This is a genomic window from Mixta intestinalis (genome assembly GCF_009914055.1).
Classification (GTDB): Bacteria; Pseudomonadota; Gammaproteobacteria; order Enterobacterales; family Enterobacteriaceae; genus Mixta; species Mixta intestinalis.
The window spans coordinates 3,759,208-3,771,886 of record NZ_CP028271.1 but is presented as its reverse complement, the minus strand read 5'-3'; the positions used below and the strand labels follow the sequence as shown (position 1 = coordinate 3,771,886).

The window sequence follows — 12,679 nt, the reverse complement described above, 5'->3', positions numbered from 1 at the left end:
ATGGATTCGCAACGCAATCTTTTTCTCATCGCTTTTCTGTTCGTGTCTTTCATGATCTGGCAAGCCTGGCAGACGGACCACGCTCCGCAGCCGCAGCAAACCCAGACCACGCAAAACACGACAGTAGCCGGTGATGCCGCTAACCAGGGTGTACCTGCCAGCGGTCAGGGCAAAACGATCGCCGTTAAGACCGATGTCCTGTCTTTAAACATCAATACCCGCGGTGGTGATGTAGAACAGGCGCAGCTGCTGACTTACCCGGATAAGCTGGGCTCCACTCAGCCTTTCCAGCTGCTGGAAACGACCCCCGGCTTTTTATATCAGGCGCAGAGCGGCCTGACGGGCAGAAACGGACCGGATAATCCGAATAACGGCGCTCGTCCGCTGTATACCACGACACAGGATAGCTTTGAGCTGGCCGACGGTCAGAATGAATTGCGTATTCCGATGACCTTCACCGCAGAAAATGGCGCCGTCTATACCAAGACCTTTGTGCTGAAGCGCGGCGAATATGCCATCAACGTCGAGTATCAGATTAACAACACCACTCAGCAGCCGCTGGAAGTGTCAATGTTTGGCCAGCTGAAGCAGACTATCGATCTGCCGAAGCACCGTGAGACCGGCAGTAATAATTTTGCTCTGCATACTTTCCGTGGTGCGGCCTACTCCACCAGCGATGATAAATATCAGAAGTATAAGTTTGATAAGATCGCGGATAACGAAAACCTGAGCACCACTACCGCTAACGGCTGGGTAGCTATGTTGCAACAATATTTTGCTACCGCATGGGTGCCGCGTACCGCTGGTAATAACACGCTTTACACCAGTAATCTGGGTAACGGCATTGCCGCTGTTGGCTATAAATCCGCACCGGTAGCCGTTGCTGCTGGCACGCAGCAGACGCTGGCTGCCACGTTGTGGGTGGGGCCGGAAGTCCAGGATAAGATGGCTGCCGTCGCGCCGCACCTCGATTTGACCGTTGACTACGGCTGGCTGTGGTTTATCTCTCAGCCGCTGTTCAAGCTGCTGAAGTTCCTGCACAGCTTTATCGGTAACTGGGGCTTCTCCATTATCGTTATCACCTTTATCGTTCGTGGCATCATGTACCCGCTGACCAAAGCGCAGTACACCTCCATGGCGAAGATGCGTATGCTGCAGCCGAAAATTCAGGCTATGCGTGAGCGCCTGGGTGACGACAAGCAGCGGATGAGTCAGGAAATGATGGCGCTGTATAAATCAGAGAAGGTGAATCCGCTAGGCGGCTGCCTGCCTCTGGTTATTCAGATGCCGATCTTCCTTGCGCTCTACTACATGCTGATGGGCTCAGTAGAATTGCGACATGCGCCGTTTGCGCTGTGGATCCACGATCTCTCTGCACAGGACCCCTACTACATCCTGCCGATCCTGATGGGCGTAACGATGTTCTTCATTCAGAAGATGTCGCCGACTACCGTGACCGATCCGATGCAGCAGAAGATCATGACCTTTATGCCGGTTATCTTCACCGTGTTCTTCCTGTGGTTCCCGTCAGGTCTGGTGCTGTACTACATCGTCAGCAACCTGGTAACTATCCTCCAGCAGCAGCTGATCTATCGCGGGCTGGAAAAACGCGGTCTGCACAGCCGCGACAAGAAGAAAGCATAACGGCCTGAGTTAATTCAGTTTCAGGCAGAACCTAACAGGGGCGGATTTTACCGCCCCTGTTTATTTGTTGTCGTCCGGACATCATAATTAATGCTGCGGATATGCAACGAGTAAACAAACTCAAGGCGCGGGGAGCGCTGGCACGTTTACCTGAGGCAGACAGCTGCCCTTGTTTTTATTACCGTATTGAGAGAGTTTCCATGAGCCACAGCGATACGATTGTCGCCCAGGCCACACCGCCAGGGCGCGGCGGCGTGGGTATTCTGCGAATTTCTGGCAGCCAGGCGGCAGATGTCGCCCGGCAGCTGTTGGGCAAGCTGCCAAAACCGCGTTATGCCGACTACCTGCCTTTTAAAGCCGCCGACGGCAGTACGCTCGATCAGGGTATCGCGCTGTGGTTTCCAGGGCCGAACTCGTTTACCGGCGAAGATGTGCTGGAGCTACAGGGACACGGTGGCCCGGTTATTCTCGATCTGCTGTTGAAGCGCATTGCCGCGCTGCCTGGCGTACGCATCGCCAGACCCGGTGAGTTTTCAGAACGCGCCTTTCTTAATGATAAGCTGGATTTAGCGCAGGCTGAGGCGATAGCCGACCTGATTGACGCCAGTTCAGAGCAGGCGGCACGCTCGGCATTAAATTCGCTACAGGGCGCATTTTCTGTTCGCGTGAATCAGCTTGTGGAAGCACTTACTCACTTGCGCATCTATGTGGAAGCGGCAATCGACTTTCCGGATGAAGAGATCGATTTCCTGTCCGATGGTAAAATCGAAGCGCAGCTGAATAACGTAATGCAGGATTTAGATGCCGTTCGCGCTGAAGCGCGCCAGGGTAGTCTGCTGCGTGAAGGGATGAAGGTAGTGATTGCTGGCCGTCCCAACGCCGGTAAATCAAGCCTGCTTAACGCGCTGGCCGGACGCGAAGCCGCTATTGTTACGGACATCGCAGGCACCACGCGCGATGTGCTGCGTGAGCATATCCATATTGATGGAATGCCGCTGCATATTATCGATACGGCGGGTCTGCGTGAGGCCAGCGATGAAGTTGAGCGTATCGGCATCGAGCGAGCCTGGCAGGAGATCGAGCAGGCGGATCGGGTATTGTTTATGGTTGACGGTACGACTACCGATGCTACCGAGCCTGGCGCTATCTGGCCCGATTTTATTGCCCGACTACCGGCTTCACTGCCGATTACCGTGGTGCGTAACAAAGCGGACATTACTGGCGAACGCCTGGGTTTAACGGAAGTAAATGGTCACTCACTCATCCGTCTGTCGGCACGTACTGGCGAAGGCGTAGAACAGTTACGTGAACACCTGAAGCAAAGCATGGGCTTCAATGACAACATGGAAGGCGGTTTTCTGGCGCGCCGGCGTCATTTACAAGCTCTTGAGTTAGCGAACACTCACTTGCAACAGGGCAAAGCGCAGCTGCTCGGCGCATGGGCAGGAGAACTGTTAGCTGAGGAGTTACGACTGGCACAGCAGGCGCTGAGCGAAATTACCGGTGAATTTACTTCTGACGATCTGCTGGGCCGCATCTTTTCCAGCTTCTGTATCGGTAAATAAGTTTCGTCATACCGGGCAGTAACTCAAACCACATAAAAAAATAAAGGCGCCGGATTGGCGCCTTTTCTTTAAGAGACTTTATCAGAAGGTGTACTTCGCACCTAACATCACACTGGCATCCTGGTAATGATCGCGACCTTTCTGCACCGCGATGCTTCCGTTCAGCTGGAAGTTATTGCTTATCTTCCCTTCAATACCGGTTTTCAGCTCAACGCGGTTGCTACCGCTATCCTGCTGTACTTTTACGTAGTTAAGGTTAACGTCGTAAGGATCGCTGTTATGCAGCCAGTTTACCTCTACGTAAGGTTTGAGGTTACTCTCACCCGCCAGTTTTGATTCTTCTACCCAGCTGCGAACGCCAACACGAGATAACCAGTTGCGGTTTTCATTCGTTACCACCTGCGTACCGTTTTGCTCAACCATTTTGACAGTCTTCAGGCCGTTAAAAATGATCTGCGCATGTGGCTGAATGTAGAAACCGTAGGTACGTTGGTTATTGCCCTGACGTTCCAGAGCTTTCCAGGCATAACCCCCTTCCAGAGATGCACTAACGCCCTCCGTACGATACTTCTCGGTCCACAGACCTTCACCTGACACGCTGCTGTCAAACCAGTTATATTGCAGCCAGCTATCCAGCCAGAAGCCCGTATCGCTAGACTGATTAGCAAACCAGCTGGCATAGGCACCTACGCTATAACCAGAGATTGAACTCTCCGTTTTATAATTGGTTACCGTTGAGCGAATGTTGGTTGACTGACGACCGTAACCCAGCATCGGTCCGATATGCAGTAAGCCTTCACCAACTGTTGCCTGTAACAGATCGCCGCCCAGCTGGACTACATAGCGATTGCTTTTTGCATCCAGAGAATTTCCCATATAGGTGCGGTTATGACCAGCAACCTGACGTAGCCATAAACTGGACTGCGATTCATCGTTCACGTCAGACAGGCTACGATTGCCAAGTCGATCGAACAGGCTGAGATTAAATAACGTAGCGGCGGCAGCGCTGTTAGCGATATAACCACCGGCCTCAGGACGTACAACAGCACGCGACGGTTTAACCGGCTTATCCGTATTATTTCCGTTATCATCCGGCTGATTGTTATTCGGGTCATCCGGCATACGCCAGTTCATCAGATACCAGTTGCCCGCATTACTGCCGTCCCCACGCCCCAGCTCATATTCATAAGCACCGGCAACGATACGACCTTTTTGCACAAATTCACCGTCTGAAGTACCGTTAACCTGTATCAGCTCAATCCCATCAACCGTTTGAGCTCCGGTACCGCCAGCGTTATTAACTACAACATTAGTGGTACCCGAAGTATTACCCTCAACAATCAGCTTATTGGTTGCGGAGTCGTCGCCGTTCAGAGCGGTATTAAATATCAGCGTACCATTATTACTCTCATAATCGCCTTTAACGGTCAGTACATCATCAACTACGCCACTGTTAAACGCCACGGTGCCTGCATTGATAAGGTTCTGTACCATTGAGGTACCGGTCATTTGCCACTGGCTGCTGTCATCAACTTCTATATCAGCGTTTTCTACCGCACCAGTCAGCGTTGAGCTTTCAAAAAGCTTAACTGAAGCGTAGCTATCGGCATCAGCATAAATATCACCCTTTAGAGTGGTATTACCCCGGGCTTCCAGGTTGACCTCTGAAAACTTAGTAGTATCTTTAGGATTAACGATAGCGTTTAATAGCTTACCGCCTTTACCTTCCAGAACTGAACCATTGGTTGCTACCATTTTCAGGGTGCTGCCGGTTACCTTAATCGTTTCCTGGCTAGTACTAATAAGTTTGGTATTATCAAAGCTCACATCATTTAATGCTTGTGCATCGGATCCCAGCGCCCACATACCTACTGCATCACCTGCGCTGGTAAAGGTGCTATCTTTAGCTACCATTTTTCCCAGAGAGGTGTAGATAGCTGCTGCACTATCCCCATTGGTAGTCACCGTGCTGTTATTAATTTTTAGTACGGAAGAAGGATTGACCGCAACACCATGAGCACTTACGCCGCGTGTAGTAATAGAACTGTCTTTTAGCGTTAAGTAGCCACCTAATGTACTAAAGGCACCCACACCCGTTTTACCGGTAGTTTCAATAATCAGGCCAGTGCCAGAGGACGTTTTGGTAGTATAAAAACCATAGCTGGCTTCGCCGTCAGTAAACATTTTCACTGAGGTTGCATCAGCACTACCATATTGCGCGTTCAACGCATGAGATTTATTACCAGACGTTTTCAGTGTTGCATTATCGATCGTTAAACTACTATCAGCACTGGACAGCCAAATCGCATTAGCATTTGCTCCGGTAGAAGTATAGCTACCGCCATTAATATCAACATGTGCATTGGCATAGATATCCAGCACATTTCTGCTATCTTTAGAGTTAGACGCATGAACATTATTCAGCGTTAACGTTGCTTCACGTACAGAGATAGCCTGACCTTTTTCAACGCTAATATTACTGTTACTAATGCTGGACTCTTTAATTTCATCCTTTCCACTGATAACAATACCATTAACTTCACCGGTATTTTTTACGGTCAAATTGTCTACCAGCAGCGAACCTGCCTTCTGCTCAATAGCGGCGACCATATAACTATTATTAAAATTTATTGAACTATTTCTTATTTCGACCGACGCATCTTTACTGGCAACAACGATGCCGTGGGCGCCATCACTATTAACATTAATAGTTAAACCATCTGCCGTTAATTGTGAACTATCTGATACATTAATTGCTTCTGTTGCATTGCCATCTATAGTAATTTCACTATCTTTAACATCAATTACTGAATTACCCGTAGCTTTTATACCGTAACCAGTCGCGGCGTTAGTTGACACCGTACTGTTTTTCATATCAAGCTGCCCTGAGTTAACGTCAACAACAGCAACGGTAGATGTGTTTGGATCCACTGATGAGTCATTTACTAGCGTCGCCCCATCAATCGTCAATTTGCCATTATTCTCAACCTTAGCTGCGCCTGATTTAGCGCTGTTAGCGTGGAATTCGTAATCACCATTGACAATTAGTTCACTTCCTGTGCCTGAAACATAAAGCGGATAATCTCCTTGCTCGGTGCTGGTATAGCCCGAGGTGACATCCATAATGCCGCCACTCTCTTCTTTCCAGGGCGACGCACCGTTTACCGAAAAGGGTAACAGAGAAATGAGTAGACAGGTTTTACCCATCCCAATTCCAGCAATCGGTAAAAAGCCCAGATATTTCTTACTATTCATAAACAATCCTTCGCATTGATAACGTTCCATTAAAAAATAAGCAGATTGTCACAACCTGTAGGCCAGGCAGAGTTTATTAAGGCAGCATAAGTGCTATGCGCTGTTAAGCGCACATAAACTTTATTATTTGTAGTCGACGGTATACGTGATTGTGCCGGAGTACATACCCGGGTTCAAATTCCCACTCGTCCTGTAATAAGAAGCTCTTAATGGCACTGTAATTGTATCACTCTGCCCTATAATATTATTAGCAAAATTACCAATTTCAAACCACTCATTTTTTGCCGAAGAAACATAATTACCGGAACTGTTTTTATGAAAAATCTGAAAACCTATACCTTCAGCTATCGCACCTGACTGATCCAAAAACTGATAGACGCCTTGTTGCTCCAATCCCGTTACCGTCTGTCCACTAAATGCCATCTTAACGGCCAGGGTGCTCCAGAGATTACCATTACAGTTAAGAGAGACATTAAAATCAGTAGAGTAGCCGGTTACAGGGCCTACATTTTTGAGATTAACCATATTAATTAATGGTAAAGTTTGCTGAATATTAGGCGAAGTAACGTTACAGGTATAATCTGTAAAAGAGAGCTTTTTTACATTAGTGGCACGGAAGCGCAGATTTCCAGTACCACTGTCACCTAACGAGAATAGCCAAACATCGTTGCTCAACGGCGAAATGGATACGTTTTCTCCTGTTTTCACCAGTTCGACATGGACTGGAATATTTACTTTAGTATAATCGTCTTTATTGTTTAAACCGGTAACGATAAAAGCTTCCGTTGTAAGGCCGGTATCATAGCTTTTTCGCTCCGTTCCACGTTCACCATTGATCGTAACGTAAAACGTCAGTCCACTTTTGCTTCCTAATGGGTTTTTGATAGCGTTTCTGCTGGCATAAATTTTTTGTGGACCGCTAGCAATCCCAGACAGTTTTTTTGCACAGCGCGCATCCACATTGACAGTAGCCTCATAGATGGTGGTACCTACCGGCACAGATTTAGGCAGCTGAGTCGGCAGGTTATTAAAATCAAAAACGTTAACAGCAATAACAGAATTAGAAATGTTTTCACACTCAACGGTGGAGGCATAGCTGTTGTTGTAGATAAAAGGCGCCGTGAATAGTAACAACAGGCTTCCAGCCTTAACACCCGTTTTTTTTATTATTGGTATCATAATTTTCTCCCTGATTCCTCAGTTTTATTGAGCCGATCTTTCCATAATCTTTATCGGAACGGTTATTGACAGACCGTGTCCAGCCGCTGAAATTTCATTTGTCTTAGCTTGTTATTATCCGGTAGGGTGACATCAAATGCACAGACATGTTGGCTTTCTGCACCCCAGCGGACCTGTAAATGGCTAATTTTTTCATCTAAACGGACATAAATCTGTCCGCCCTGAGCCACTACGCCTACCTCTTGTCCTTCTTTAGTTTGTACGCTGGCACCAAAAGGTAATTCTTCACCATCAGGAAGCTGTGCATGGATTAACACCACCCGTCCCCGTTTAGTCGGATAATTAATCTTAACTATTGCACCCGCTCGCGGCACGGTCTGTTTAACGGTGGTTTCCAGCTCAACGTCCAGGGGCATCCCTTCAGGATTAATACCAACCTTATTGATGCGATAGGGCAACAGATAAGGAACCAGTGCATAACCATCATCGTTGATAACAACGTTACTATAACCTTCAATCGATGCGCCGCTGGCCCCTTTTGCCTCAACAATTCCCATCGTTTCTCCGGTATAGGCGCTGGTTAGCCAGGTGTCAGGCAACACAACTACGCTGCCGCTCATACCTGCCGTGTAAGAACGAAACCCCTGGCCTTGCGTATAGCCACTTCTTAACTGGGTCTGCTTAAAACGGTAAGAACCAGACAGGTTTTGCGTGGTGTTACCTTTATTTTCACGCGTGAACCCTAAGCTATAACCAAACTGCTCGTGCATGCCTAAGTTGCCACTTACCCCAAGCTGGCTGGAGATGCCATTCGCATCCCGCACAGAATAGCTATTCACATGCGGTGTAGAGCTTCCTGTACCTAATGGCATGGATAAAGAAAGCATATATTGCCTTTCTGTACGCCCGTTGGTTTTCGCCCTGTTAACACTGATACCGTAATTAAGAGAGTGAAAGTTATTGCTGTATCCCAGCTGATACTGCACATCATTGCCCGTCCTGTCCCAGTAACGTTCCATATAACCACTGGCATAAAAGTTACCGCTTTCATTGCCCAACGGCTGATTTAACGTCAAAGAGATTCGTTGCTGCGGTTGACCGTTTAACTGTACCTTAGCGTTTCGATCCTGAATGTACTTTTCGCTAAGGCTAACGGCATTAGCCAGAGATAAATAACCGGAAGAGGAAAACCGATAAGCAGATAACGAAATAGAGCTGTTCGTAGCCGTAATAAGTTTGGTATAGCCAGCACGTATACTCAGGCCACGCTGACTACTGACTCCGGCATCAAATCTGGCGCCGGTAATATCCAGCGCGAAAGCACCTATAGTGGTACTTACCGCGCCACCAATTAATCCGGCGTAATAGTTTTTAGTGCCTGTCAGACCGCTGTAGCCTGTCAGCCAGTTATTTATCCCATATTGAATCGTCGCCTGGTAGACCTCAGGTGAGTAGTTAACACCTTGATTACGCAGTTCTCCCAACAACATACTGTAACGATAGCTGCCCGGGCGCAGCATTTCAGAAATCGCCGTATAGGGTACGGAAAATGAGGTTTCCTGTCCGTCAGACTCCGTTACCGTCACGTTTAAATCGCCACCATAACCTGAGGGATAAATATCATTTAGCATAAACTCCCCTGGCGGTACGGTTGTTTCATAAATCAGAGACTGGTTTTGTCGAACGGTAACTCGAGCGTTCGTTTGAGCAATACCGCGTACAATCGGCGCATAACCGCGTTGGGAATCCGGCAGCATTTGTTCAGCCGTCGCCAGTTGCACGCCTCGAAAAGAAAAGGAATCAAACAGGTTACCAGGGCTAACGGTATCGCCAAGCAGTAATCGCGACTTTAACGAAGTGATATCACGCTGCAGGTTATTGCTATATACCGTGTAGTTACCCTGGGTATCAGTACTGTTCCACGCCCAGTTCCCTGAGTGTTGGAAAAGCCAGCCGTTAAGGTTAATACCACCATTTAATTTACTGTAAAACGACTCTGATACTGCCTTTCCCGCTTCCTGCCTGAAATAATTGTTATCATAGCTGACATACAAGGCATTAGTACCATTTTCCCATAAAACCGGATCGACATAGCCCCGGGCAAGGTTATGCAGATGTGCCTGAGGAATATGAATATTTAGCCGCATGTCGGAAAAAAGAAATTTTGCACTGGAAGCGTTATCCAGCGTTTCTAAAGGTATACACTCCTTCCCCTGCAGCAGCATCTCCTGAGATTCAGGTGGAAGAAGTGACGTCTTAAACCCAGTCAGGGCAATAAGTGATGAAGAGAAACAGACAACAGATTTATTATCTTTATCCTTAACTTTGATCGTTTCCCTGCTTAAATAGCTATCATTCAGATAGATATCAGCATCATAAGTCCCAGGCGGGATGCTATACTCCCCGTTAAATTTCGCCACGTCAATATAACCACCCGCCATGGAATTAAGAAATATAGGATCAAAGTCTACCTCCTGCGCAACGGTTATAGCAGGCAGGCCATAAAGAGCAGCAATAACGCACCCTAATAAAGATGCGTTATTTTTAAATTTCATGCCTGTTTTTATATGATGTAATAGCGACATGAAAAATTCCCTTTTTATCAAAGCGGTTTATTCTTTCTAAAGTCCTTTTTCAAGGGTTTTTGACGCACCAAAATCGTTGATATAGATATAGCTTATTTTATTTGGACGTAGCGTAGCATCAGATAAAACAAAGGTTTCTTTACTAAATGGAGCAATCATACGTCCATTTTCCTTTACCGATTTTCCATTAGCGCTGGCAGTGATAGTTGAGAGCGATACATGAAACGGCATGGTATTTTCTGCTTCAATCAAAGTTTTTCCATTATCTTTAACCAGACGCCAGTTAAGTTTTTCCGCAGCTTCGCTAGCGGATAACTGTTGAATGGCTTGCGGACGATAGAAAAACTTAATCCGTGAACGAATAGCCATCTGCAGTGCATTGCCTTTGGTTTCAGTTGCCTTTGGTGGAATTTCCAGTACATTTAACCAAAAGACAGATTCCCGATCTGCCGGCAAGGTCATATCCTGCCCGGTGTAGCTAATACGCAGGGTTTGCCCCTGGTAAGGTTCTATACGTGCAACAGGCGGCAACAGGACAAAAGGAACTTTTATTTTATTTACATTTTCATCTTTTTGTCCGCCATCGATCCATGACTGTACCAGAGTGGGATAGTTATTTTTACTTTCAACACGTACGTTAATTTCATTCTTCCCCTCAGGATAAATTACCCGAGTACTATTAATCACCACGCCAGAAAAAGCCACGTTAGCATTTAACAGCAGGGTAGTAAAAATTAAGAGTAATTTTTTTGTTTTCATGATGAATTTATCCCTGAAGTGAACATAAAGAAGAAAATGCAAGGGGTTGCCCCCCTGCATATAAGGTAAATATTAATGATATTCGATAGAATAGGTTACTGAGGTAGTTAAAGCACCAGCGGTAGCAGCGCCTGTTGCATAATAACGAACGCCATATTTCATTTCTGCTTTACCATCAACAATAGTTTCTTTTATAGCGCGAGCAGTTGTAGCATCACCAACTTTAATCACTTGTTGATTTTTGTTTAACAGCTGAACTTGTACATTCTTGGCAGCGGTAGCTGACGGAGCAACGTTAACAAGATGACCGGTAGCCATATCCACTGTGCTGCCCGGCTCAAAGAAAGCGTTTACCTGGTTGGTTGCTGAACCACAGTCCTTCAGAGAAATAGTGAAGGTTTCATAGCCCGCAGTAGCTGTTGCAGAAGCCAGAGAAGAGGCATCCAGTGGGTTCAGGTTAATCGTTGCATCTTTACCTGCACCGATAGAAGCGACACAGGTAGTGCTGTTGATTGTACCATTAATGGTAATGGTACCGACTGATGCGCTAGCTGGCAGAACTACAGAAGAGAAAGCTACAGCTACAATTGTCCCTAATAATGTTTTTTTCATTTTAAACTCCATTTAATATATTACATTTTAATTAAAGTGAGCAGCCTGATTAAGGTTTATTTAGCTGCCCACCCTTTAGCGCCTGATAAAGCATCAGAGAACAGGTAATATTTACCAGACGGCAATTTTTTTAAAATAATTATTTTGAAGAACCGATAACAGCACCGCCGATAGCCAGCGCTCCTGCCGATCCAACTGCGGTAACTACAGCTACCGCGGCTGCCGCTACGGCAAATATTCCTACAAAAACCTTACCAAAGAAATCACCTTTACCAAAGCCAGTAGATTCCGCTTCATGAGTAAAATTACTTTCTCTGTCATTATTCGGACGCTGTGGACGGAAAAAATCAAGAATATCAGAGGCAGAAAGACTAAATCCGCCTGAAACCTGTTTCAATTCTAAGTCGTTAATATTGCGCATAGTCTTTATCCATATTAATGTTATTATTAAATGATGCGTTAAATTAAAAACGCGCCCTTACTAATTTTATATTTTAATTAAATTTATGCAGGCAGCGGCGCAGCAAAGTCAAAAATCTCATTTGCTACGTTATTAAAATTCTCCAGCGCAACATCATAGCCGTTAACAAGTCCATACAGGCCGCCGAAAACGGTACCACCGATCAGCCCCAGTATTGCTCCAACACCTGAACCGATGATACCGACACCGATAAGACCACCACCTGCTTCTCCGCCGATGGTTGCGAATTTAGCAACACCAGCAATGATACCAGCAGAGGCACCCAGAACCATGGCACCGATGGAGTCAAAGAAACCGCTACCGGATACATTTTGAATTTCGTACACACTTAGTTCACGCATTTTGTTTTCCTTAATTTTTTGATTTTTTGATTTTCTGTTTTTTTTTAATCAGCCACCTTCCGTAGCAGATGGGCTTATATTAATTAGCATTGAAAATTCGTACAATAGTAATTATTCCAATATTGACCATAAGCATGGTTTTATTAAAAATAGTAATTATTCAATATTGATTTGATTTTATTTGTATCAAAAAAAAGCCGCCCTGAAAAAAGGCGGCGTTTGCGGTATATCAAAAACTTAATAATGTAGGTAAAGAGT

The 12,679-nt window shown here is 46.2% G+C and carries 8 protein-coding genes and 1 pseudogene; 2 read left to right on the top strand and 7 right to left on the bottom strand.

Going from position 1 to position 12,679, the window contains the following annotated elements; translation table 11 throughout:
* Both yidC and mnmE read left to right on the top strand, forming a co-directional pair.
* Complete coding sequence (yidC, locus tag C7M51_RS17530; RefSeq protein ID WP_160622839.1) at nucleotides 1–1,644, top strand: membrane protein insertase YidC; 1,644 nt, start codon at nucleotides 1–3, stop codon at nucleotides 1,642–1,644.
* A 200-nt stretch (nucleotides 1,645–1,844) separates the two neighbouring features.
* Nucleotides 1,845–3,209 (top strand): tRNA uridine-5-carboxymethylaminomethyl(34) synthesis GTPase MnmE, encoded by a 1,365-nt coding sequence (mnmE, locus tag C7M51_RS17525; protein ID WP_160622838.1) that lies wholly within the window; start codon nucleotides 1,845–1,847, stop codon nucleotides 3,207–3,209.
* Between the two features lie 81 nt (nucleotides 3,210–3,290).
* Here mnmE and C7M51_RS22875 read toward each other — a convergent pair.
* The 7 genes and pseudogenes from C7M51_RS22875 to C7M51_RS17490 form a co-directional block, all read right to left on the bottom strand.
* Nucleotides 3,291–4,694 (bottom strand): annotated as a pseudogene (locus C7M51_RS22875) (autotransporter family protein); the annotation flags it as partial.
* Between the two features lie 1,893 nt (nucleotides 4,695–6,587).
* Nucleotides 6,588–7,643 (bottom strand): fimbrial protein, encoded by a 1,056-nt coding sequence (locus tag C7M51_RS17515; protein ID WP_160622836.1) that lies wholly within the window; start codon nucleotides 7,641–7,643, stop codon nucleotides 6,588–6,590.
* 62 nt (nucleotides 7,644–7,705) lie between these two features.
* Nucleotides 7,706–10,228 (bottom strand): fimbria/pilus outer membrane usher protein, encoded by a 2,523-nt coding sequence (locus C7M51_RS17510; RefSeq protein WP_160622835.1) that lies wholly within the window; start codon nucleotides 10,226–10,228, stop codon nucleotides 7,706–7,708.
* A gap of 36 nt (nucleotides 10,229–10,264) precedes the next feature.
* Nucleotides 10,265–10,987, bottom strand: coding sequence for a fimbria/pilus periplasmic chaperone (locus tag C7M51_RS17505; RefSeq protein WP_160622834.1), 723 nt, complete (start codon nucleotides 10,985–10,987; stop codon nucleotides 10,265–10,267).
* 72 nt (nucleotides 10,988–11,059) lie between these two features.
* Complete coding sequence (locus C7M51_RS17500) at nucleotides 11,060–11,599, bottom strand: fimbrial protein (RefSeq protein ID WP_160622833.1); 540 nt, start codon at nucleotides 11,597–11,599, stop codon at nucleotides 11,060–11,062.
* Nucleotides 11,600–11,738: 139 nt separating this feature from the next.
* Nucleotides 11,739–12,020, bottom strand: coding sequence for a hypothetical protein (locus C7M51_RS17495; protein ID WP_160622832.1), 282 nt, complete (start codon nucleotides 12,018–12,020; stop codon nucleotides 11,739–11,741).
* Nucleotides 12,021–12,103: 83 nt separating this feature from the next.
* Nucleotides 12,104–12,421: a hypothetical protein gene (locus C7M51_RS17490; RefSeq protein ID WP_160622831.1), complete on the bottom strand. Its 318-nt coding sequence runs from the start codon at nucleotides 12,419–12,421 to the stop codon at nucleotides 12,104–12,106.
* Nucleotides 12,422–12,679: the final 258 nt, after the last annotated feature.